We start from the raw sequence: 23887 nt of genomic DNA, 5'->3' as shown, positions 1-23887 counted from the left end.
GTGCCGCAGCAACCTGTCAGGCTTCCTCACGTCGATGCGCCGCCCGGGCGGCGCGCGTGAAGCGGGCGCTCCGGTTCAGCAAAATGCGCAGGCCGAGCGGTATCGCCTCCCACGGTAGCCGGTCGAGCATATTGCGCGCCGTAAGACCAAGCTCCGTGTCGCCAGTGAGTACCAGCCGGCGTTGGAAGAAGAGCGTGTCGGCGTCTTCCAGCCGGCAGGCCAGTAACAACAAGTCCGCGACGCTACCGCGCACACTGGCCTCTGGCGCGTCATTGGTCACACGCAAACGTCCTTCACGTAACTCCAGCACCCAGCGGATACGCAGGTCGCTCACCTCGATGGCTAGTCGTCGTCCAAGCATGAAGTCGAGTGCGCCCACGCGCAAAGGAGTGGCAAGTACATGCGCCATCCCTGCCTCGAGTAAAGTGTGCTGCCAGCGCGATGGCGCGACATGCAGCAGCGGAGCTATCCTCTGTGGTGGCGGCAACAGGCGCAGCAGACGTGGAACAAGGGAGGATAAATGTGGGGGGCTAGGCATAGTGGACGCCATTATTGAAGCAGAGTCGCGAGCACCGCTCTGATCCACGTCAACAATCAATCCTTGCTGGCGACAAGCATCGCCGATGGCCAGGTCCAGTAGATCCTCTGCGGTGGACGATGGCAGATTGAGTCGCGCTGCTAGTTTCTGCGCACGGTCGCGTACCCGACGCTCCCGCGCCGGATCGCGCAGTGGTACTCCCGCACGTGGCTTGAGAGCCGCCACCACGTGCACCATCCGACGGCGTGCGGCCAGCAGAAGAATTAAGCCGTCATCGACACGATCAATCACGGCGCGCGCCCGCGACAGGGCGAAATGCTCAGGAAGATGTCGATACATCGACCGTCTCCCCGGTGGCGGCCGCTGGCAGCGCTAACAGCGCTCGTGCTGCCGGAAGCACCTTGTCCAGATAGACGCGTCGTGCTTCGGTGGCATCGAAATCGGCATGCTGGCGTTTCTTTACGCCATAGTCGGACAGAACTAGATGTGTGTCGGCCACCACGCCCGCGTTGGTCAGACAGGCCGAGGCACATTTTAGTATGCAGCCGTCGAGCGCGAGGATGCGTCGCCCGCTTTGTGCGGTGCGGACCAGTCCAGTCACGCCGCCACCAACGCCGGCGATGCACGACATCTCCGCGACGCCTGCGCGGTCCAGTTGCAGTGCGAGGTGATTGGCCATCTGTGCCGCACTGGAACAGCCAGAGCAGGAATAGACGAGCGGCGGCCTACCAGTCATGGATGATCCTCCATATTAAGCAGAAAGCGGTTTGCGCGTCGGCGCACGCCATCAAGAGTTAGCCAAAGGCAAAGCCATGCCAGTAGCATCGCCAGCCCGGCTGAACGCGCCAGCCAAAGGCGTGGCCACAACACAGCCGCTGGTAGCAGAAATGCCTGCGGCAGTTGCGCCAGCAGCACACGGGCCTTGTCCAATTCAGGCAGAAGCCGTTGTATGCCGGGTATCCGCACGCCACGACTGACACGACGGTGTAAGGCGATCCAGCCGAGAAAGGCCACAATCTCCAGCAACATACCGTTCACCAGCAATGGCAGGGCGATACACAGCCCCAATGCGCCAGCCAATAATTCGTTCCGTGTATCCCAGAGAAGGATAAGCGCGGTAATCGCTAGTGCGCCCAGTCCGGCCTGCCAACTCCAAAGCAAGGGTCCTCGCCGTGACCGCGGCGCCCGCCATTGCAGCCACAGTGCAGAGCAAGTAAACAGCAGTGCATGGATAGCTAGTGCTAAGCGTAGCCATGAGGCATCGTCGCGTAGCAGCCGTAGCCACGCCCCAGCGAGCAACGCCAACAGCAGGCTCATCAGCCATGCAGCTTGTGCCGCCGCCGGTACCACGGAAGTTCCCTGGAACATGGGCATCACTACGCGCGCCACGCTGGCGATCAGCAGTACGGTCCACCCCAGTAATCCCCAGCTTGCATGCACGTCGACCAGCGCAGCTAGCGGTATCTCCAACCAGCCACCAAGACCCAGTGCCAGGCAACCGCCAAGCAATGCTGTAGACAAAGCAAACACCAGTGATACGCCAATACCTGCCCGCAAAAGACGTTGGCCAACAGCCGAGAGCGTGCCCGGCAAAGTCATCGCGCATAGCAGCACGAATGTTGTCGGAAGCAGCACGCCAGCAGCCAGAAGGCCGAGGCGCCAACCAGCAAGCAGTCCCGTCATCAGCAGGGCTAGGCCGAGATTGAACAGTACGTGCAACCAAGGCCCGAGCGATGTACTGCCACGCACGTGTACGCCAGCCGCTGCCGGCAGGAATTGCAACACGCTGCCGAACATCGCATTGCCGAGAACACCGAGAGTAAATGCGTGCACCAGCGCTAGAGTTTCCGGCAGCCAACGCGTGCGCAGAAGTGCATCACCGTCGACGACTAGAAGTATGCCTGCGAACATTCCCCACAGCGGTACGCTGAGCAGGAAACGGCGCGGCAACGCCGTCGGCGGTGCCTTCTCAAGCGCCAGCTGTACCATCGTGATCGGGTCGGGAAATCAACACACGCATGCCACCGGAAGCCAGTGCGTACACTCTGGTCTGAAGGCCGCGTGCGTCCAGAACTTCAAGCAGTGGCGTTGGCCACAGTGGGGTGAGTACACACACGCTCTCCCCCGGCTCCAACGCGTCGGAAAATTCGAGTGCACGTTGCATCGGTTCGGGGCAGGGACGCCCTCTCAGGTCGTATTCAGGCCACTTCACGTCAGTGGCAACCTGCTGAATGGGACGGCTAACGTGATGCATAATCGGTATTGCAGCACACGTATCACGTTGACGCGCTGATCTGGATCAAACGACATCCAATTGTCGTGTCGACGAGACGTTCGACCTTCGGTCAGAGAGCGTTATCCAGTACTCCCTAACCACGCCATTCGGCTCAGTGCGAAACTTTGTAGTATCAATCGGGGCTGACGATTTGCGTATTTGGGCCCAGCGAGATCCAGGAGCCTTGGGCGCCTGTGACACTTTGCCATTCGTGCCGGTGCGTGCCAGTTGACAAAGGTCAATATGATTGATTACGTCAAGGCCTAGCATGAGCGCCATGGAAGGCTTGTCTTGGCAGGTTCACGTGATTCTCGGCGACGATAAGCGTTGACCTTCCATTTTTCGCCACAGGGAAGTGTGAAGTTCGACGTGAAGGCCGCTATTGCAAGATGTACGAGCCTCGCGTTCGTCTTCCTTCTCGTCGGCTGTGGGGACCATCAATCCCTACCACCCCAGAGGCCCGTGGCCATTTTGAAAGATGACGTTTGCGAGATATGCGGAATGTATATCGAAGCATCATCCGGACCTCGCAGTGAGGCCTGTTTGAAGAGCAGCGATAAACCATTGAAGTTTGATTCGACGCGATATTTCCCTGCCTATGTGCTACGGCCGGGAAATGAACTGCGACTGGAGCACTTTTTTTGCAGGAGAGTGAGGGTATTGACTGGAATCATCCGTCGAACGCCACCGAGGGGAAAAGTGATGCAGCTGTCAACGGCCTGTAGCGGGTTCCATATCACGTGGATAAAGTTACAGACCGCGCTGTCATGTTGCTAAAAAGTGGATTGATGGACCTCCCATCGGGGTGAACGCAGTCTCGTCGAAGTATTGAAATCAACCGCATCGCGCATTTAGCGCTGCAAGTTGTGAGGTGATCTATGTTTGGTCTTGATAGTATCTGGCACTGGGTGTTGGTGCTTGTCATCGTCCTGGTGTTCTTTGGCACCGGAAAGTTACGCAATGCTGGCGGCGATCTTGGCGCGGCCATTCGTGATTTCAAAAAAGGTATGAAGGGTTGGTACGCCCCCGATTCCGTAGACACCTGATAGTGTCTATTGAGGATCGGAGGATCTATGACCAGCAAGCGTTTCACTGACGAGTTCAAGGCTGAAGCGGTTAAACAGGTTAGCGAGCGTGGCTACCCCGTTACGGAGGTGGCCGAGCGACTCGGTATGTCATCGCACAGTCTCTATGCATGGCTTCGTGAGCGCGGCGTCAGCCGCGATGCACGCAAAGCGCAGAAGGAAGTCGACCTGGTGCAAGAGAACGCCAGGCTGCGTGCTGAGCTACGTCGCGCTGAAGAGGAGCGCGACATTTTAAAAAAGGCCGCCGCGTACTTTGCCAAGGGGTAAGGGCGAAGTACGCCTTCATGCAGGCCTATAGTCAGCAGTTTCGCGTCGCCACGATGTGTCGCGTGCTCAAGGCCGAGCGCAGCGGCTACTACGCATGGCTGAAGCAACCGCTGTCAGAACGCGCGAAGGAAGACGCACGCTTAATGGTGCACATCGAGGAGTCGTACCTCGCCTCAGGTGGCGTGTATGGCAGCCGCAACGTGCATCGTGACTTGACCGAGGCCGGCGAACACATCAGTCGCAAGCGCGTGGAGCGTCTGATGCGAAAACACGGCCTTCGTTCCGTGCGCTCACCGCTTCGTCGTCGTTACAAGGGCGGCAAGCCGGCAGTCGTCGCACCCAATCGACTGCAACGCCAGTTCAACGTCGAGCACCCTGATCGGGCATGGGTCACTGACATCACGTACCTGCGCACGGCCGAAGGTTGGCTGTATCTGGCCGTGGTCATCGACTTGTATTCGCGCGCAGTCATCGGTTGGTCGATGAAATCGAGCCTGGCGCGCGAGTTGGCCATGGATGCGTTGTTGATGGCGATTTGGCGGCGACGTCCCGAAGCCGGCGTGGTGATTCACTCCGACCAGGGCGTGCAATACGGCAGCGATGACTGGCGTCGCTTCTGTCGCGAACACGGCCTGGAGGTCAGCATGAGTCGACGTGGCAACTGCTGGGATAACTCCGTGGCGGAGTCGTTCTTCAGCAGCCTAAAGAAGGAGCGCGTGCGAGGCCGCGTCTACGGCAGTCGCGAGGAAGCACGCAGCGATGTGTTCGATTACATCGAGGTTTTCTACAACCGGCAACGCCGACATGGACATCTGGGTGGCCTTGCGCCAATGATGTTCGAGGCGGCTAACTCAAAATCCAGCAGCTAACCGTCTACGAAAGCGGGGGCGTACCAGGTGGTGTTGAAACCGGCCCGTCCGAGCAGCTAAAGGCCGACCCTCCTGTAGATACCTCCGCGCAAGTCAAGAACGCCGAACGCGAACGCGTGTCGTAGCCTTGTGTTTGGAATCGGCTTCAATGAGCTTCTTCTGATTGCCGTGCTGGCGTTGATCGTGCTTGGTCCCGAGCGTCTGCCGGGAGTTGCACGCACCGTCGGTGCGATGGCGCGGCGTGCCCGTTCCGTCTGGGCCGACGTTCAGGCCGATGTCACGCGCGAGCTTGAAATGCAATCGATCAGGGATGACATTGCCAATGTGGCTACCGGTGTCCAGGCGACGGTGACACCACTCGTCGAAGATATTCAGTCGACGGTTGAAAATGTTCGTGCATCGAACACGGTTTTTTGGAATGAGGCCAGCGATATGTCACAAGCCTGGCAGAGCGCGGCAACGGCCAAACTCGCTGCCACCGAGAATGTTATGTCCCCGGTGGTTAAGGATGATGGCATGGCGAAGGAGTATCGCGAGGCTCCGACGGAGCTGGCGCAGGCCTTACGTGAACTTGCCTTCGCCGCGGACGGTATTCGAAATACAACGGTGGACGCCTGCGATGAACTACGTGCAGCCGTGGCTGACGTCCGTTCTGCGGCCATGCGCATCGAATCCCTCAATAGCGCTATCACTGTCCCGGCGACGATCCGATGATCGCCGCATCGCCAATTGGAACCAAGGGCAGGGATGGGTTGATGGCTCACTTGCTAGATCTGCGTGGGCGGCTGCTGAAAGCGATCCTGAGCGTGCTGTTCGTGCTGTTGGTTGTTCTGCCGTTTTCCAAGCACTTGTACGACTGGCTTGCACAACCACTGATGGAACGTCTTCCACATGGTTCGCACATGATTGCGATCGAGGTGGCCAGTGCGTTTCTCACCCCACTTAAATTGGCATTTGTCGTCGCGCTGTTCATGGCAATGCCAGCCGTGCTTTATCAGCTGTGGGCCTTCGTCAGTCCGGGGTTATACCGTCACGAGAAGCGTCTCGCTCTGCCGCTGTTGGCGTCCGCTGTACTGCTCTTTTATGCGGGCTGCGCATTCGCCTATTTCCTGATTCTTCCCGCAGCATTCCACTTCTTAACCATGAGCACTCCGACAGGGGTGTCGATGATGACAGATATTGGGAAGTACCTCGATTTTGTGCTGACCATGTTTTTCGCCTTTGGTCTTTGCTTCGAGGTTCCCGTCGCAGTTGTGCTGCTGGCAGCGTTAGGCATCGTGACACCCGCTAAGCTGCGAGCTGTACGGCGCTACGTCTTCGTCGGTACTTTTGTAGTCGCTGCGGTGCTGGCGCCACCCGACATGTTGTCGATGATCATGCTGGCCATTCCGATGATTCTGTTGTACGAGATTGGCGTTTTCGTCTCGACAGCACTGGTACGTAATCGTGAGGAGAGGCGCCAGCTGAAGTAACCGATGGATCGTTTGATCTAAATCAGTGGTACCGAGCGGGCGGCGGCGTATGTTGAGGTAACTTTCCTCAGTAGGGTGTCAACATCATGTCCTTCGAAGCCTCCACGAATGCTAACGTTCATACTTTTGATGCCCGCGGTGTTGCACGCCGTTTTCGTCACTCGGCGATCTTTGGTGCTATCGGCGTTTTACGTTCCGGTGAAACAATGCGTTTCGTGAACGATCACGATCCGCTCCCGCTCATCGCCCAATTGCGCGAGCGCCTTGGCGATAATTTGACGGTCACCTATCGGCAAAGTAATCCCGATATCACGGTGATTGATTTCGGCATTACCGGTCTGCCGATCGAGTGAGGCGGCAGGCCCACGAACTATCGGCGTTTTGCGGCTAGGAGCCAAAGGCGGTTACTTCGTCTGGGATCTTTGCTATTCAACAATGCCTGTGTTCCTTATTGACGGATCGAGCGGGCGCTCTCCGCGCGTACACTTTATTAGCTAGCTCGCCGAGGTCGTTGCCCATATCAAGTGACTGCAAAGCCGTTCGCTTTTCTTTTGACCGTTCAGCGCTTGAGTAGGGGTAGTTTGTCCGGCACGCCGTCCCATTCGGCGGCATCCTCCATGGCAGCAATCTTGCTGGTGAGTACCGGCCATTCGCGTGCTAGTTCAGCATTGATCGCGAGAAAGCCTCCCTGTCCGGAAGGCATGTCAAATTCAGGAAAGATCGCACCAACCGGGCATTCGTCCACACACAGGGTGCAGTCGATGCATTCGTCGGGATCAATCACCAGAAAATTGGGCCCCTCGTGGAAGCAGTCCACCGGACACACCTCAACGCAATCGGTATGTTTGCAGTTGATACAATTCTCGGTGACAACATGGGTCACGAATTTGGTCCTCGCGGGCTGAAACCCGTTGGTCGGATAGCATCATGCGTGTGATGTGCTGTGGGATAACTGGTGTGATGTAGACGAACAGACCCCCGGCTCGCCATGAGTACCGCACCGAGCCGTCGAGCATGAGCAACCATGGGTCATGGTGTGCAGTTTGCCAAGTGGACTTGAGAGGCGCCTTGATTGAAGTCAAGCATTGAGACGTGTGTAAGGGCCCTCTGGAAACCCATCGAACTCAAGTCAGCGTCCCGATGATGCCTGCGTATAGACCAAGTCCGGCGGTCATCGCCATCATGATGCCCACCACAACGGCATAAGCCCCCTTGAGGCGATATGGTTCCGGTAGTGCCCGTCGGGCCAACGTATAAAGGAAGCCGAGGACGATAGGCAGCAGCAGCGCATTCATGACCTGTACCCCAACGCTGAGTTTTACCAGGTCAACGCCAGAGGTCACTAGAAGGCCTCCCAGGACCAAGGTCACCGTGTACACGCCATAGAACCACCGAGCCTCTTGCGGGCGCTGGGCGAGCGAGTGTTTGTAGCCCATGATTTCGCCGAGGGTGCGCGCTGCCGTAAGGGTGACGACGATGGTCGCGACGAGCGCCGCGCCGATCATGCCTAGCGCAAATAACAGTGTTCCTGTCCGTTCGCCGAGAAAGGGCGTGATCGCCTGCACAATCTTCTGAACTGTATCCAGAGAGTGTCCGGGGTCAACGCGCCCGATGGTTGCAGCGACTGCCACTAGCACGGCAGCCATGATGAGCTGAGTGACAACTGATCCGATCGCTGTATCCCAGCGCGCCGCGGGGAGGTCGGCAGCAACCAGTCCCTTCTCGGCCACTGCTGACTGCTGGTAGAACACCATCCAGGGCATGATCACCGCGCCGATATTTGCGGCGATCAGGTAGAGGTATCGGCTATTGGTGAGCGGCATCTTCAACGCTTCCGTGAGGGCTGCGGTGATATCAGGTTTTGCCTGCCACGCGACATACAAAAACACACATTCAAACAGGCCGACCGCTAGCGCAATGCGTTCCACCGACAGGTACGAGCCGCTATAGGCCATCGACGTGAGTCCGATGATCACAATGGTCATGCTGAGCCAGTTCGGAATGCCTATGAGCGCTCCTACACCAGCGATGCCACTCAATTCAGTGATCAATGCACCGAGACAGGCAAGCAACAGTGTTGAAACTGAAATCCATGCCCAGATGGGCCCGAAGTGTTGCCTGATCGCGTGGCCATGGCCCTGACCGGTGAAGATACCCAGGCGGATCGTGAGTTCCTGTACTACAAACAGGATGGGGATCATGACTGCCTGCAACAGCAGCAACCGATATCCAGATTCCGCACCGCTTTGCGCGGCGGTGATGATGCTCCCCGCGTCGGTATCCGCCAGCATCACGACAATGCCGGGACCTGCCACAACGGCAAAGCGGGTCCAGCGCGATTTCGGACGAATCAGGGCTTCGACGGCTGTAGCTGACATATACGGGACTTCTTCGAGAGGGAAGTTCTGCGCAGAGACGTCGGTGATCACGATGGTTTCGTACCATTGAGTCGTGATATCGATTCGGACTAGCGCACTTCAATACAAATGAGAATCATTATAATTTCAGTATACTCCTTTCCGTTGGGGGTGGAGCTAATCAATGTGATGGCGAGGGAAGGCAAGGGCAGGGATGGTGGCGCGTTGACGATGGTGCGGTCGGTCATCGCGAGAGCGGCCGAGTGTCGACGTCGGCTCATCACTTGCTGTTCTGGATATCGACTAATCAGCCCATTCCGGGACTCGTGGATTCGCTGTGGATCCAAGGCGTTACCTACCTCAGCTGAACATCTATTCCTGAGGTCCACTGCCTGGAGCGGTTGTAGAAGCAGTTGGCGACGCAGGCATGTCAGCTTCGATTTGGCGTCCGGAAAAGGTGAACGTCCATGTCGATACTCCTGGGAAAACCCGACATGCCTCCGGCAGCAGATGCTGCTTCATAAGCCGAGATTGTTGTGCTCCAACACGCGTTCGGCGCGATAGCTCGAGCGCACCAAGGGCCCCGCAACCGCCTCCAAAAAGCCCTTGCTCAGCGCCAACTCGCGATACTGGAGGAACTGCTCTGGTGTGACGAAACGCTGCACCGGCAAGTGATGTGGACTTGGCCGCATGTATTGGCCCAGCGTGACTACATCGACATGAGCGTCTCGAACATCGTCCAGCGTGCGTTCGATCTCGGCGTCTGTTTCACCCAATCCAAGCATCAAACTGGTCTTGGTCAGAGTATTCGGCGCATGACGCTTGGCAAATGCCAGTACACCCAGCGTCTGGTTATAGCCGGCGCGTTGGTCACGCACTGGATGGGTCAACCGCTCCACCGTCTCTAGGTTTTGCGCGTAGGTGATGAGGCCTGCGTCCAGTACAGTAGCGACTGCACCAAGGTTGCCGGCAAAATCTGGCGTCAGCGCTTCGACGGCCGTCTGAGATGAGTGCTCATGAATCGCCCGTATGCACGCGGCGTAATGCGCAGCTCCACCATCGGCAAGATCATCGCGGTCTACCGAAGTCAGCACGACGTACTCGAGTTTCATCAGCGCAACAGCTTCGGCCACATGTATCGGCTCCAGTGGATCGAGCCAGCCGTGGGGATTGCCGGTACTGACCGCGCAGAACTTGCAAGCGCGCGTGCACACAGATCCCATCAGCATCAGAGTGGCAGTGCCGCGGCCCCAGCATTCAGCTATGTTCGGACATTTCGACTCCGCACATACGGTGTTCAACTTGTTTGTGTGTACGATCTGGCGCACGTCTTCGTAGCGTGCCCCAGCCGGCAGTTTGACGCGTAGCCATGGCGGTTTGCGATCGGCATCCGGCATCGCGCTGGCGGCGTTCGGTTTGATACCGCCCTTGACCGCGGGCGTGCCTTGCGGACTTAGAAACTTGCTGCCATCGGGAATATGTGTGCCCGGTTCAGTGCTCGACATGAGATGGATGGAGCCACGGTGGATGAGCAGTCAGTCTGCACCTCTACCCGCCTCGTCAACACTGATGCATATCAAGCCGCGATCGACAAATGACTCTTCCGAATATTGGATACCACCATCCTGTGGTCATGAGCAAATGACGAAAACGACATGGAGTGATCCACCATGGACGCATCACAAAAGAGGGCCCGCTATTGCGGGCCCTCTTTTGTGGGCGATTCACTCTTACATCAATGATTCTTGATGGCTTTGCCCGCGCTTGATGGCAAGACAGCTAGCTTTCCCGCAGTACGCTGCGCCCACAATTTGGCCATGAAGTCCCAAGCCATCAGCACGGCGCCCATGGCGAATACGACGTCACCAGGCATGCGCATCCATTGCCAGAAGGTAGTCGTGTTGTAGAACTGCATGCTGCGTGCGTAAGCGTAGCCGTGGGTGTAGACAGCTTCCAGCTGTGGCCAGCCGATCGGGTAGAAGTTCAGCACGATCCACATCACCACGCCGATGTTGTAGAGCCAGAACGCCCACACGCCGATTCGATCGCTCCACGGCCGGTCACCGTTGAGATAGCGCAGCACCATGTAGATCAGGCCGATCGCCAACAGGCCGAAGGCGCCGAACATGGATGTGTGTGCATGATTGAGGGTAAGGAAAGTGCCGTGCTCGTAGTAGTTGACCAGTGGTGCATTCAGCGTGCCTCCTCCAAACACGCCGGCACCAACGAAGTTCCAGAACGAAGAGCCGAGGATGTAGAGATAGGCGAGCTTGTACGGAAAGTCCTTTTTCTGCTTGATGTGAAGTTGCTGCTCGATGGCCTCCAGTACCAACAAGACCAGTGGCAGCACCTCGATGAAGGAGAACATGCTGCCGACACCGACCCAGAGTCCAGGCTCGCCAGCCCAATACAGGTGATGACCGGTACCGAGTACACCGCCGATCACGATGAGGACCCACTCGAACAGTACGGCACGCTCGACCATCTGACGCGACACCAAGCCCAGCGCCATCAGGAAATAGCCGGTAACCGCGGCGGTGAATAGTTCAAACGCGAGCTCCACCCAGAGGTGAACCACCCACCAACGCCAGAAGTCGGTGATCGAAAACGAGGGATTGGGTGAGCCCAGCGGAATCATGCCGAACACATAGAACACTGCAACAGTAAGCGTGCTTATCCACAGCAGGTGTTCGATACGGAATAGGCCGTACAGCGAGCCACCGCTCTGCCTAGACAGCGATTTGAGGGTAGGCCAGAACGCGCGCAGCAATACGATGCACCAGACGGCCAAGCCGACGAAGAACAGGATTTGCCAGAAGCGGCCCAACTCCAGATATGAGAGACCCTGGTTGCCGAACCAGAACCAGTTCTTGTCTAGCAGCCCCATGATGCCCAGATAGTCCCCGATCAGGGCGCCAGCCACGATCGTTAACAAGACCCAGAAGATCAGGTTGACGAGCAGTCGCTGCCCCTTGGGCTCGCGTTTGCCGATCAGCGGCGCCAGGAACAGCCCGGCGCCAATCCAGCTCACACCGATCCAGATGATCGGTGCTTGCAGATGCACGCTGCGCAGGAATGCGAACGGCAGCCATTTGCCAACATTGAACCCGTAAAAGCTGGCGCGATCAGTGTAGTAGTGCGCCATGATCGAGCCGGCAAGGATTTGCACCAGAAGAACGCCTGCTACGACCAGGAAGTACTTCCATAGCGCCTTCTGGCTAGGCGTGGGTGCCATGAAAGTGTGCAGGACCGGTTCAAAGGTTTCGTTTGGGGCTTTTGGCTGGATCCACAGACGGAAGATCACCAGCGCCGCGCCGATGGCGAAGAACACCATCGTGAAGGATGCCCACGTCCAAACGAAGGTCGCTGACGTGGGGGCATTGCCGACCAGCGGTTCTGCCGGCCAGTTGGTAGTCCATGAATAATCCTTGCCGGGACGACGTGCGACCGTGGTTAACGACGAATAGAGTAGGAACTTTGCGGTCTGATCGGCGCTGGATGGGTTCAGCGCGCGCGCACCCGTGTAGCCTTTGGCGAAATCATCAGTGAGCAGCGCCGTGGCGATGCGTGGATGCAGCGTGCCAATCGCCGCGGCCACAGCATCCGGAAGGACGACTTGCTGCTGGCTCAGGTCGATGCCTTGCAACTGCCTGCGCATGGCGTGGGTGATGCCCTCCTGCTCGTCGGCGTCGACGGCATCGAAAGGCTTGCCATAACGCGTCAGGGCGAGGTTGTTCCGGACTTCTTTCGCTAACTGCACCAGATACTCGGCGGTGTAGTCTTCGCCAAAGGCGGAGCCCATGCCATACAGGCTGCCGTAATCCATCAGGTCGGCTTTCTGGAAGCCCGATTTGCCGCCAACGATGTCGGCATAGTCCATGACCGACGTACCATCGCTGGTAACCATTTGCTGAGGTAGTGGAGCGGCCTGCTGATACGTGCTGCGGGTCGCTGCGGCCATGCCCAGCAAGCAGGCAACGGTAACGAACAGCAGCACCCAGATCAGTACCTTGCTGGTACGGTCCTGTGGACCCGCTTGGCCATATGGGAGATTAGTTGTACTCATCGATGCATTCCTGTTTGCGGAAAGGGGCTACGCAAATGCTATGCAACTTGCCTTGGCGCCCAGCTGATCTGGATCAGGAATGGCAACGAAACTGCGTGACTCGTCGCCGCAAATGTCGCAGCGCTTGCCTAGGTACACCGTTACTGACAGGTCGACCAACGCCTTAATGGGTCTCGGGTGGCCGATGGCTATGCATCGAGGTCACGGAGCAATGCAGCCTCTTCAGTCGATTGATCACCCCGATTCCGGGCAGGTGACGCGACCATTCAAGGCATAGCGCTAAGTGTTCGAGGCGAAGGCTGAGTTAAGTGCATTCGGACTTGAATTCGTCACACCACGTGGCGAGGGGAATATGCCGGTGTCGATCGTTGCGCTCCCCGGAATTGCGTGCAGTCAAGGTTTAGCGAGTCCTTTGCATGGGCAGTACGCAATGGTGGGAACGAAAAGCGGCGAGCATTACCCGCCGTTTTCCTTTCCTGGACCGAACTCTCTTGTCACAACCGTTGATCGGAGCCGTCTCGATGGACGCAGCCCGCTACGACCACATGGCGCTTTCAGAGCGTGGTTATTGCAAGTCTTCCATCTTTCTCGACACCGCGGCGGTCATGATCAGAACTTGTAGCTGAGCATCACGCGGTTGTAGGTGAACGACCCATTGCCGGGATTCAGGTTGCCCGTACCGCCGGAAGAGAGTTCCCACCGATCGCGCAGCTGGAGGCCTTTGAGGTAGCCGTCGAAGTTGTAGATGATGTCGAAATAGGTATCGTGGCTGTCGCCGAAGAGATCAGTCGTGTACTTGGCGTAAGCGGCAACCAGTTGCAGTTTGCTTCCAAAAAAATCATACGCCGCCTTGGCCTTCCATGCGTGCCCAGGACCCGCTTCCCCCAGGCCGCGGATCATCGAGGTGGTGTAGAGCGGATCGGTGGACCAACCCACTGTATACGGCGAGATGATGGCGCCATCGCCAACGGCATCGTCCTCCTGCGACAGCTTGTTGTAGTACACATCAAAGCGGCCGTTCGGTATGACCAGGCCGAGATCGGCACCCCAAGCACGGCTCTTCACGTCATCGCCGGCTACACCCAGCAATTTGGCCTGGGTATCCACCAGCGTGTTGTCCGATCCACCTGTTTCGGTCAACAGCTGAGCGCCGATAACGGGATTGAAACCGGTGCCGGTATTGAACACATAGCTGCCGTCGGCATAACCCATGTGCGCGAAATCCATGAAGTCGTAGTACCAGCCCTGTACCTTCAGCCCACCGTTGACGTAGGTGGAGCCCAACGCCCAAGTACCAGGAGCCGAAGGTGCCGTGGCCGGCAGCGGTGCGTTACCGGCGTACAGGGAGTCGCCATGATAGGTGGTGGGGTAGTAGAGGTTGTCATCGAAATAATTGTCCGACGTACGGCTCTTCCAGCCGAAGGTGCGCAGCGCAACGATGTCCCAGCCTGCGAGAGGCTTGAAGTCAGCGGTCAATGCGTCATACGAGGCAGGAATCACTCGCCCATCCATACTGCCCAGCCACGGCGTATCGATGTACTGATAGCCACCTTTCAGCAGCACCCAGCTGTTCTGGTACTGCAGATAGGCCTGACTCAGCGCGGTGAGGGAGTTGCCGGGACCCATCAGCGTGCTATCGATTTTTTTCACGTTGTCCGATTGCGTCTCGAACGAATTGGCGCTCACCAGCGAAGCGCCGAGACTGAAACCGTACAACGAGGCAGTCTTCGCGTTGAGCAGGATCGCAGCGGAAAATGCCTGGGCATTCGGCTTCGCTGCGGTCTGCACGCCGTAGTCGCGATTGAAATCATATACGCGAAGTTGGCCGTCCACCGTGCCTTGAGTAAACAGATCGCTGAGGGTATCGGCGTGCGCGCCGAAACTGAGTGTGCAGAAAAGGGCTGCGATAGTTGCGGTGGCGAGTTTGTTGCGCATGATGATGGGCTCTCGTGATGGGTGTGCGCAGTTTCGTAGCGCGCAGTGGCACGCGATCTGATTCGCGTCAAGTTCGGGCAATCTGGGTATCAACTGTGACAATGTGTCCTGCGTAGGGCATCAATCGGCAGGCACAGACACGCTAGCCCGGCACTAGAAGGCGGCTGCAAACCGGGTTCTCCAACGTACGGCTATCCACGCATCGTCTGCGACAGCGATATGCCTTCCGATGATCAGCGGTATAAGAAACAGCCATGCACCAAACCAGCTAATTCAGTTCAGCTGATCGGTACCCGCAAATGAGCGCTGAGCAGGAAGGCGAGCGGCTACCACTTATCGACGTCGATGTCGTAGAAACCAGCGCGTCGAAAGGGCCCTCGCAATGTCTGAGCTTATGCCGGTCGCATTCGCTGTAGCAGACTCCGTATCCGAGTCATAGGCGATTGACTTCCGTCGCGGTCGCCGGTCAGACCGCTCATCACCATGCGCTTGAACGGCCCAAGGCATGCGCTACCATCCAGCGCCAGTTTGCGCAGCGCCCGTGCCGGGCGGCGATCGTCGGTGTACAACTTGGCCAGCAGTTGCGTCGCCAGATACAGCGGGCGGGTAGCACGACGGTGCTCGCGTTCGTAGCTCTGCAGCAGCTGAGGGTTCCAGATCGGCTCACTGGCGGCTCTCGCCGCACGTAGTTTCCGAGACAGAGTCTCTTGCCCGAGCAATCCGAAGTTGAAGCCATGAGCCGTGACCGGGTGCATTCCGACCGCAGCATCGCCGATCACTGCAAAACGGTCAGCGACGAAGTGTCGAGCGTACACGCCCACCAGTGGGTAAGCGCAGCGCGGGCCGGTCACGTTCATTGCGCCCATGCGTTGTTGGAATCGCGCGGCCATCTCGACGCCCAGTGCGGCATCATCCAGCGCAAGCAGTGCTTGCATTTGCTGTGGTGGTAGCGTCACTACCACGGAGGATGTGTGAGCATCATGCAATGGTAGCAGCGCTAAAGTCTGGCCGAAGGCAAACCACTCCCACGCCGTCTGATCATGCACCCGCTCGTGACGCATTTTGCATACCAGCATGACCTTGCCGAAATCGTGCATGCCGGCAGCGATGCCCGCCTCCCGACGCAAGCTGGAAAATCGACTGTCGGCGGCCACTACTAGCTGTGCTCGCAAGATTTCGCCATTGTCGAGAACGACATCGGCGCCATCGCTGCCGTTGCGTACTGTGGTTACGCTCACGCCAGTTACGATTCGCACCTCAGGCAACTCCGCCGCCGCGGCGTAGGCTGCGCGACGAATCGCATGGTTGGGCAGCAGCCAGCCCATCAGCGATTTCCCCGCTTCTTCGTGGCTGAAAAACAACCCGTCGTGATCATCCCCGTTGAGTACCTTGGCGTCACGTAAGGCGCTGAGCTCCTCCTCGCTCAGCCGTGACCAGAGACCTAATTCAATCAATAGCCGCCGCGAATGATGGGTAATTGCGATTTCGCGACCGTCGTCCAGTGGCGCCCTCAAGGATGCCTCGTCCTGGCGTTCGACCAGCGCGATGCGCAAGCCGCTGCCAGCAAGTGAGCGTACGAAGCACAGCCCGACAGGACCCGCACCCACCACCACGACATCAAACGACATGACTGTCTCTCAATTGCTCAGTGATGCCGTCAAGTTACGCTTCAGCATGCATATGGGCATTGACGTAAATCAAGCCTGCCTGGCTACTGTGACGCAACCGTAACCGAACTAGGTTTAGTCAACGCGGCAGGCGCCGAACGGCCCTCAAGGCGTTAGCGTTTTGCTTCCAAGTCGACAATCGCTCTCACGAAAGCTGGGTCAGGTGCTCCGGAGGCGTCGGTCGTGGCAATTACGCGGCCCTCCGCGTCGAGCAGGGCCACCACCACGTTATGGCTGAAGCCACCACTTGGCAACGGCCGGTAGGCAATGCCCAATACCCCTGCCAGCATGCCTTCATCACCTTCTTCAGGGCGGGCCAGTCGGAACTGCGGCGTTTGCACATGATGTTCGTCCGCCACTTGCCGAAGCATCGCAACGTCGTCGACCGTGGGGTCGAACGTCACCAGTAACACCGGTATTGGTCTTTTCTGCGCGATCGCATGCTCGATGCGTTTCAATGTTTCGATTTCGAGCGGACAGGCCATTTTGCACGAGCCGTAGAACATACCAACGAGACGCGGCTCCCCACGTAGTGAGGCAAACGAGAAGACATCGTTTTGCTGATCTCGCAGTATCAGGGTGGGAATTCCATATATCGAGTCTTTCGGTAGTGGTGTGGCAGCGGGGGGCGAAGCGAATGCCAGCGGTGGAGCAAGCACCAGCCCCATCAGCAGCAGTACATGTAGAGGGAAGCGCATGGTCATTTTCCAGGCAAGTCACGAACACAACGGAAGCCAACGCGCGGTGCGTCATCGGCGGGTTTGAGTGCAGTCAGGGCGGCAACACGCATCATTAGCGCGTATTGGTTCTTGTCTTCAAAGGCCAACGCCGAGCCGCCGCATAGTGCCAATAGGGCGCCGCCGCCAGCAACCCGCGAATCGGCGTTGGGAAACATCGCGGCGTAATCGCCGGTCCACTCCCACAGCAGTTGGTTGAGATCACGTAACCCATAGAAATTGGCGTGATGCTGACCGATCACACCAGGGCGCTCACCGTTACTGGCCAGGATGGCCGACAGCAACGTCTGGTTGCGAGCCTGATCCTGTCTGGCATCACGATGGGTGCCATCAGCGGCACTCACGTATTCCCATTCGTACCAGCTAGGCAGTCGCGCGTGCTCGTTGGCGCAGAAAGCTCGCGCGGCGAACCAACTGACATTGGTCACCGGTTGTTGTTGTGCCGCGGCGCCTAGGATCAGTGGTCCCTGCCACGCTGCTAGGTATTGCGGTCCGGCAAACAGGGGCGACACTCTGCCTCGCTGCCATTGTGGATATTTGCTCACGAAGGTCAGATATTCGGCGTTAGTCACCGGCTCGGCCCGCATCGTGAATGGCTTAATCGCGATACGCGAGGCGCTGCCGTCTATGGCCAAGGCACTTACAAACCGGCCAGCGGGAATGGCCACATAGTCTGCAGCTGTTGCTGCTGGCGATATCGCCAGCAGCAACAGGCATCCGGCGAGCCGGTTTGACACGGATATAGCCTCCTTGGGACGACAGCCGATGGCATCGACACGGTGGTGCGATCGACTCGACCTCAGTTTGGTTTGCCGCCTGCACGGACGGCCTTGACTTCGGCCGGACTGATGCTTCCACCCTTGTTGTTGAAGTTGTTCAACACATAGGTCAATACGTTGGCGATCTCTTCATCGTTGAGGTTCGGACCCTGGGCTGGCATTACCGACTCGTAGCCGGTGCTGTTGACGGTTATCTTTCCACTGAGGCCGTTGAGCACAATGCCGATCGCTCGTTTTGGATCCGCATTGAGGTAATCGGACATCGCCAGTGGCGGGAAAGCCCCAGGCAGACCCATTGCGTTGCCCTGATGGCAGGCGGAGCAGATCTGAGTAAACACACGCTTGCCATCGGCCATGGCCGAGTTTGCATTGGAGACTTCGGCGACTACGGCAACGGGTTCCGCCGCGCCGCTTACCGGACCGCTGGATACTTTATTGTAGATCGCCGGTTGTGGCGGCCCGCTCACCTTGATTTCGCCCAGTGCTCCCTGCATGAAGGCACGAGCAATCGAGTGGTCGACCAGCAGCAGGGTCCCCGGTACCGGCGTGCTTAGTTCGACCATAGTGGTGCCACCCGCTGGAACCAGGGTGGTCTGCACGTTATGGTTGATCAAGGTGCCGCCCTCGACATTGGCATTGTCGAAAATGCCGCCGATGACATGGAAGCTAGACACTAAGTTCGGGCCTCCGTTGCCGACAAACAGGCGCACCGTATCGCCCACGTTTGAGGTGAGCGCGTTGGCGCCCGTCAAGGAGCCTTCGCGACCGTTGAACAAAACGTAGGTCGGTTGCTCCAACAGCATTTTCTGCATGTCAAACGATTGCAAGCCGGGTTCGTGGTAGGTGCCAGTGGTATAGAAGTCGCCTTGCGTCACGTAATATTCGTGATCAACCTTGGGCAAACCTTCTGGTGGCTCGACTTCGATCACACCATACATGCCGTTGGCGATGTGCATCGGTACGGGTGCTGTCGCGCAGTGATAGATGAAGGTGCCGGAGCGCAGCGCTTTAAAAGTAAATACGCTCTCATGTCCCGGTGGTGTGACGGTGGAGGCTGCGCCACCACCTGGTCCCATCACGGCATGAAGGTCGATGTTGTGCGCCATGTGCGAATTGGGATCGTTCTTCAGATGCAGCTCCACGGTATCGCCCTGCCGCACGCGGATCAGCGGCCCTGGCGTAGTGCCGTTGAAAGTCCAGAAGTTATAACGCACGCCATCGGCAATTTCCTTGACCACTTCTTGCGTTTCAAGGCGAACGATCACGCGTGCAGGATGATCACGATGAATCGGTGCCGGTACGCCCGGGGGAGCGACCAGCTTCTCCTCGATGGGCGGTCCTTGGGGAGGTCCGAAATCCCCTGTGACTGTTGTGGACCCATTGATCGATCCAACGGAGTGTGCCGCGTAAGCGGATGAACCGATGTAAGCAGTGATCGCCAACAGGCCAGCGGCAGCCAGTAAAGAGGGCAGCAATCGTGACATAAGGTCTCTCCTTTGTGAGTCCTGGCTTAAGCCTAAATCACTATCTTTTTGCCTACTTGATTTGGATCAGTTTCGAAAGCGACAAATGCTTTCTGCGTCAAGCTGCCGCATAATGCTAGCTCGAAAAACGATCGCCGAAATGGCCGTTCACATGTGGAACCAGGTGGCTCCAGTGCGAGAGTAGTGCCAATTTATGACACCACTAGCCTCAGGGCTTTGGGTTTAAGCGCGGATCAAAGAGGCTGGCGCGCTGGGGAAAAATTGCAGATGACGGCATTGCCGCCTGCATGGCCAATTGCTTCAACAGAGAAAGACTGGATGAAGCTTGGGAGCCATCCATGCCATAGCCTGTTTGTCGAATGCGACAGGCTCTTGGTTCGGGCGCACGGTCACCTGAATTTGGACTCGCTCTCTGCGACACCTAGCTCAGTTAGGTAGCAGACTCTGACCTATCCTGCGCAGCTCGGCTGGATTGTTTAGCACCAGTTCGCGCCCTTCGATTTCAATTAACCCGAGGCTGCGGAAGCGACTAAGAACTCGGCTCACTGTCTCGGCGGCTAGACGGAGATAGTTGGCGATATCGCCGCGTGACATGCTTAGTTGAAAGTGAGTGCCAGAAAAGCCTCGCGTGGCATAACGCTCACCTAGATCCACGAGAAACGCTGCCATGCGTTCGTCGGCGCTATGGTCACCCGCGAGTAGGCTGGCGGCACCCAGCTCCTTGCTGAGCATGCGGAAAAGGTGTTGCTGTACGGCTGGGATACGAGCGGCCAACGCGCTCATGGCCGGGAATGAGAAGCGACAGAAATGTCCGTTCTCCAGCACGATTGCATCGCACGGAAAATGATCCGGATAGATGGCGTTTAGGCCGATTACTTCGCCGGGTAGGTAGAAGCCAAGCACCTGTTCGCGCCCGTCGCGATCAACCATGCTGGTCTTTACTGTGCCAGCACGCACCGCAAAGATTGCGCGAAATGGGTCTCCGTTGTGGAAGACATATTCACCGGCTCGAAACGGTCCTACGTGCTCGACCAGACAATGCAGTGCACTTAGGTCGGACTTGCCATAGCCCACTGCGAGACAAACGCTGGCAAACGCACAGGTACGACAGAAATGGTTTTCATCACCATCATCAGCGATCGGACTGGGTGGTTGGGGCAGGCGGCCTATCTGATCGCTGGAACGCATCTGGGAAGCATCTTTGGTGATCGTGCCATTCATATGGTACGCGAGTAGCGTGCCGTGCTCTCTCGGCCGAGATACGCATCAAAGCACATCGCGATACTACGCAACAACAGCTGTCCACGCGACGTTACACGGATGATACGTGAGTCTAAGGTCACCAATTGGTCATCGGCAAGCAATTGCAGCCGGGCCAGTTCAGTAGCGAAATATTCCCCGAAGATTAGACGATGACGCGCACCAAAAGCATACATGTCCAGCTTACCATGGCACATCAGCTCACTTATCGCTTCGCGACGAATCTCATCGTCCTCGTCCAGCAGCAGCCCACGAACAATAGGCAGGCGGGCATTGTCCAGGGCACTGTAGTAGCCGGTTAGATCCCGGGCATTCTGGCTGTAGCTGTTGCCAATACGGCTGATCGCACTCACACCCAAGCCTACGATGTCGCAGTCGCCATGGGTGGAGTAACCCTGAAAATTTCGTTGCAGTGTGCCCGCCCTTTGTGCGCGTACCAGCTCGTCGTCGGGGCGTGCAAAGTGATCCATGCCGACGTAGACGTAGCCGGCCGAACAGAGCCGCTGCAGCGCTTGACCAAATAAGGCTAGCCGCGTCGCCGGATCGGGCAGTTCGGCCGTGTCGATCTGCTGTTGCGCCTTGAACAGGTGCGGCATATGCGCGTAACCGTATACGGCTACACGGTCTGGTTCCAATCCGATCACTTCCGAGAGTGTATGGTCAAATCCCTGCATCGTTTGCCGTGGCAGACCGTATATCAGGTCTACACTGGCCGACACGAAGCCTGCGGCCCGCCCAGCCTGCAATACCTCACGTGTCTGCTCCACACTCTGAATACGATTGACAGCCTGCTGCACCTCCGGATCGAAATCCTGGATGCCTACCGACAGTCGGTTGAAGCCAAGCTCCGCCAGGCCGTGGATGTAGTTGCCATCGGCAAAGCGCGGATCAATCTCGATGCCGTACTCACGCCGGCTCTCGTGTATGAAGCTGAAGTGCTGGGCCAACGACTCCATCAGCTCGGCCATCCGCGGTAGATCGAGAAAGTTCGGCGTGCCACCACCAAAATGTAGTTGACGCACTGGCCGATCACGGTCGAACAGTGGTGCCAAAAGTTCAATCTCGCGGTACAGCCGTTCCAAGTAGCGGTCGGCCTTGCCGATATCGCGGGTAATTACGCGGTTGCATCCACAGTAGAAGCACGGACTGAGGCAAAAGGGTACGTGAACGTAGAGCGACAACGAACGCGGGATTGGCTCTTCGTTGGACGCGCGGATCACTTCGCGTAGCGTGGCTTCGACGAAATCGCGTCGGAACTGCGGTGCTGTGGGATAGCTGGTATAGCGCGGTCCGTCCGTGTCATAGCGGGCGATTGTCGCCGGATCGAATTCAGGTGCAGTGATGGCTCGGCTCATGTGCTTAGTTTGTGCAGCGCGAGTAGTTCGTGCATTGATTCAGGTCAAAAACCGCGACGAAATGCTGCGTTGCTCCTATCCAAGGCGAGCACCACCATCGGAAATCCAGCTTTACGTCGGTTGGAGAGCATCGCGTGCTATTTGTCAGGCCAATCGCTCCGCAAGCTATCCTGTCTAAGCCTAAGAGGGCAAAACATGAGGTTGGGAATCCCATCCACACTTTACGAGGCCGATGATGTGCACCTCCTTGGAGCAACTAGGCAAGAAGTCATACGCCCTTCGACCCGGTCGCGAACCGCAGCCATGATTGCCGATCAATCGGTACGGCCTCCATATGACACAGATCAAGAATGTCGCCCCGAATGGCGGTCAACATGACAGGTCGTTCTCACTTGAGTTGACGCCGTCATGGCTGAATCTCCATCTTCAAGAGTCAAGCCCGCTATGTTCGCGGAGTTGCCAGCCCTGCTGGCGTCGGCGCCGCATCGGCTGCTGTTTCTGGCCGGCACGGTTGCAGTGCTGCTCAGTATGCTTTGGTGGGCGCTGGAACTAACCTGGATGCGCTTCGGGCTGGGTGGCTGGCCGCAGCCATCGATAGCCCCCGGCTGGGCGCATGCAATGCTGATCCAATACGGTTTGTTTCCGCTATTCATCTTTGGCTTTTTACTGACAGTTTTTCCGCGCTGGCTGAATCGACCGGCGTTGCCGCGCGGGCGGTATGTACCGGTCGCTGGCTGCGTATTCGGCGGTTATGTGCTGGCGAACGTGGGGCTGCTCGACTTGCCGTGGCTGCTCAAGCTCGGCTTCATCGTGATGCTGGCGGGTTACGTGATCGGCTTCTGGACACTAGCGACGATGTTGCATGCGTCGGGTGAGCGCGACAACCATGCGCGTTCGTGTCTTCTGGCGGTGGGTTTGGGCACGCTAGGGCTTCTCGCGTTCCTGGTCTCTCTGTTCGGCGGTCCGTTCGAGTGCGCTACGCTGGCGATCCGGCTGGGGACATTTGGTCTGCTCCTGCCCATTTTCTTTACGGTAACGCACCGAATGCTACCGTTCTTTAGCGGCAATGTGGCAGCCGACTACAGGGTGATCCGTCCGCGCTGGAGCCTTCCGGTTGTGTGGGTGTTGCTGCTAGTACATGCGCTGTTGGATTGGCGCAATGCGTTGGGCTGGCTGTGGCTAACTGATGTTCCGCTGGCGCTGGTGTTCGCTTGGCACGCGCTGGCGTGGCAACCTTGGAAGGCGATGCGGCCAGGTCTGCTTGCTGTGTTGCATCTGGCATTCGCTTGGCTGCCGTTGGCATTCGTGCTGTATGCGCTGCAGGACGTGATTTACGCGGCCAGCGGTCATCTGCTGCTCGGACGTGCACCTCTGCATGCATTGGCGATTGGTTACTTCGGCTCGATGCTGGTCGCAATGGTGACGCGGGTGACCCAAGGCCATTCCGGTCGGCCGCTGCAGATGGGCGCGGTAGCGTGGCTGTGCTTCGGACTGCTGCAGATCGTCGTGTTGCTGCGCATCCGCGCGGAATTGGGCGGCGATATGTACCTATGGCTGGTGGTCGCTGCGTACGGCTGGCTACTGGCTTTTCTGCCATGGGTGCTGCGTTCGGCATGGATCTACCTGACCCCGCGGGTGGACAACAAGCCGGGTTAAGGTGGCGCCGCCGTCGTCTTGCCAACAACTCACACAGGCTCTCGCTTGATCCATATCAGCGCGTCCAGGATGGGCTACGCGCAGA

General features: G+C 57.9%; 21 protein-coding genes. 6 read left to right on the top strand and 15 right to left on the bottom strand.

The genetic code is table 11. The features are described from left to right. Positions 1–16 precede the first annotated feature (16 nt). The 4 genes from B0E46_RS00205 to B0E46_RS00190 are packed head-to-tail and all read right to left on the bottom strand — an operon-like array spanning position 17 to position 2792. Positions 17–877 (bottom strand): chorismate mutase, encoded by an 861-nt coding sequence (locus B0E46_RS00205; RefSeq protein ID WP_077553711.1) that lies wholly within the window; start codon positions 875–877, stop codon positions 17–19. Further along, positions 858–1274 carry a putative zinc-binding protein gene (locus B0E46_RS00200; protein WP_077439605.1) on the bottom strand — a complete coding sequence of 139 codons (417 nt, stop codon included), beginning with the start codon at positions 1272–1274 and terminating at the stop codon, positions 858–860. Before B0E46_RS00200 ends, B0E46_RS00205 begins: the two co-directional genes overlap by 20 nt. Beyond that, positions 1271–2527: a hypothetical protein gene (locus tag B0E46_RS00195; RefSeq protein WP_077439606.1), complete on the bottom strand. Its 1257-nt coding sequence runs from the start codon at positions 2525–2527 to the stop codon at positions 1271–1273. The genes B0E46_RS00200 and B0E46_RS00195 overlap by 4 nt, the downstream gene beginning before the upstream one ends. Further along, positions 2508–2792, bottom strand: coding sequence for a DUF2249 domain-containing protein (locus B0E46_RS00190; protein ID WP_077439607.1), 285 nt, complete (start codon positions 2790–2792; stop codon positions 2508–2510). The genes B0E46_RS00195 and B0E46_RS00190 overlap by 20 nt, the downstream gene beginning before the upstream one ends. An 899-nt stretch (positions 2793–3691) precedes the next feature. Between B0E46_RS00190 and tatA the strand changes: the two genes are divergently transcribed. The 5 genes from tatA to B0E46_RS00160 all read left to right on the top strand — a co-directional run bounded on the left by tatA (position 3692) and on the right by B0E46_RS00160 (position 6859). Further along, positions 3692–3859 (top strand): twin-arginine translocase TatA/TatE family subunit, encoded by a 168-nt coding sequence (gene tatA, locus B0E46_RS00180; RefSeq protein WP_077553710.1) that lies wholly within the window; start codon positions 3692–3694, stop codon positions 3857–3859. 27 nt (positions 3860–3886) lie between these two features. Then, a protein-coding gene (locus tag B0E46_RS00175) for an IS3 family transposase (RefSeq protein WP_168171101.1) occupies positions 3887–5034 on the top strand; the annotation gives its coding sequence in 2 pieces (ribosomal slippage) (positions 3887–4130 and positions 4130–5034; 1149 coding nt in all). A gap of 129 nt (positions 5035–5163) precedes the next feature. Beyond that, on the top strand, positions 5164–5748 hold the full coding sequence (tatB, locus tag B0E46_RS00170) for a Sec-independent protein translocase protein TatB (RefSeq protein WP_168170403.1): 585 nt from the start codon (positions 5164–5166) through the stop codon (positions 5746–5748). Then, positions 5745–6506, top strand: coding sequence for a twin-arginine translocase subunit TatC (tatC, locus tag B0E46_RS00165; protein WP_077439611.1), 762 nt, complete (start codon positions 5745–5747; stop codon positions 6504–6506). Before tatB ends, tatC begins: the two co-directional genes overlap by 4 nt. Before the next feature lie 86 nt (positions 6507–6592). Further along, a complete protein-coding gene (locus B0E46_RS00160; protein WP_077439612.1) occupies positions 6593–6859 on the top strand; it encodes a DUF2249 domain-containing protein in 267 nt (88 codons plus the stop codon). Positions 6860–7065: 206 nt separating this feature from the next. On the opposite strand, the gene fdxA is transcribed toward B0E46_RS00160, so the two are convergent. From fdxA to hemN, 11 genes are all read right to left on the bottom strand, one after another. Continuing rightward, positions 7066–7389, bottom strand: a complete 324-nt coding sequence (fdxA, locus tag B0E46_RS00155; RefSeq protein WP_077439613.1) for a ferredoxin FdxA — start codon at positions 7387–7389, stop codon at positions 7066–7068. Between the two features lie 241 nt (positions 7390–7630). After that, positions 7631–8935, bottom strand: coding sequence for a divalent metal cation transporter (locus B0E46_RS00150; protein WP_254424017.1), 1305 nt, complete (start codon positions 8933–8935; stop codon positions 7631–7633). Between the two features lie 446 nt (positions 8936–9381). Next, a complete protein-coding gene (gene lipA, locus B0E46_RS00145; RefSeq protein WP_077439614.1) occupies positions 9382–10368 on the bottom strand; it encodes a lipoyl synthase in 987 nt (328 codons plus the stop codon). 230 nt (positions 10369–10598) lie between these two features. Beyond that, complete coding sequence (locus B0E46_RS00140; RefSeq protein ID WP_077439615.1) at positions 10599–12929, bottom strand: cbb3-type cytochrome c oxidase subunit I; 2331 nt, start codon at positions 12927–12929, stop codon at positions 10599–10601. Positions 12930–13538: 609 nt separating this feature from the next. Next, positions 13539–14864, bottom strand: coding sequence for a hypothetical protein (locus tag B0E46_RS00135; protein WP_077445404.1), 1326 nt, complete (start codon positions 14862–14864; stop codon positions 13539–13541). A 392-nt stretch (positions 14865–15256) separates the two neighbouring features. Beyond that, positions 15257–16492 carry a 5-demethoxyubiquinol-8 5-hydroxylase UbiM gene (ubiM, locus tag B0E46_RS00130; protein WP_077439617.1) on the bottom strand — a complete coding sequence of 412 codons (1236 nt, stop codon included), beginning with the start codon at positions 16490–16492 and terminating at the stop codon, positions 15257–15259. 152 nt (positions 16493–16644) lie between these two features. Further along, positions 16645–17229, bottom strand: a complete 585-nt coding sequence (locus B0E46_RS00125) for an SCO family protein (protein WP_168170404.1) — start codon at positions 17227–17229, stop codon at positions 16645–16647. Positions 17230–17231: 2 nt separating this feature from the next. Further along, positions 17232–18005 (bottom strand): formylglycine-generating enzyme family protein, encoded by a 774-nt coding sequence (locus B0E46_RS00120; protein ID WP_254424018.1) that lies wholly within the window; start codon positions 18003–18005, stop codon positions 17232–17234. Positions 18006–18067: 62 nt separating this feature from the next. Further along, a complete protein-coding gene (gene nirK, locus B0E46_RS00115) occupies positions 18068–19531 on the bottom strand; it encodes a copper-containing nitrite reductase (RefSeq protein WP_077553709.1) in 1464 nt (487 codons plus the stop codon). Between the two features lie 426 nt (positions 19532–19957). Continuing rightward, the gene (locus B0E46_RS00110) at positions 19958–20719 is read right to left on the bottom strand and encodes a helix-turn-helix domain-containing protein (RefSeq protein WP_077439620.1); all 762 of its coding nucleotides are present in this window, start codon (positions 20717–20719) and stop codon (positions 19958–19960) included. 29 nt (positions 20720–20748) lie between these two features. Beyond that, the gene (gene hemN, locus B0E46_RS00105) at positions 20749–22146 is read right to left on the bottom strand and encodes an oxygen-independent coproporphyrinogen III oxidase (RefSeq protein ID WP_077439621.1); all 1398 of its coding nucleotides are present in this window, start codon (positions 22144–22146) and stop codon (positions 20749–20751) included. 408 nt (positions 22147–22554) lie between these two features. Between hemN and B0E46_RS00100 the strand changes: the two genes are divergently transcribed. Continuing rightward, on the top strand, positions 22555–23802 hold the full coding sequence (locus B0E46_RS00100) for an NnrS family protein (RefSeq protein ID WP_077553708.1): 1248 nt from the start codon (positions 22555–22557) through the stop codon (positions 23800–23802). Positions 23803–23887: the final 85 nt, after the last annotated feature.

Origin of the sequence: Rhodanobacter sp. B04 (assembly GCF_002001125.1) — a bacterium.
Classification (GTDB): Bacteria; Pseudomonadota; Gammaproteobacteria; order Xanthomonadales; family Rhodanobacteraceae; genus Rhodanobacter.
This window is presented reverse-complemented; position numbering and strand designations above follow the sequence as displayed.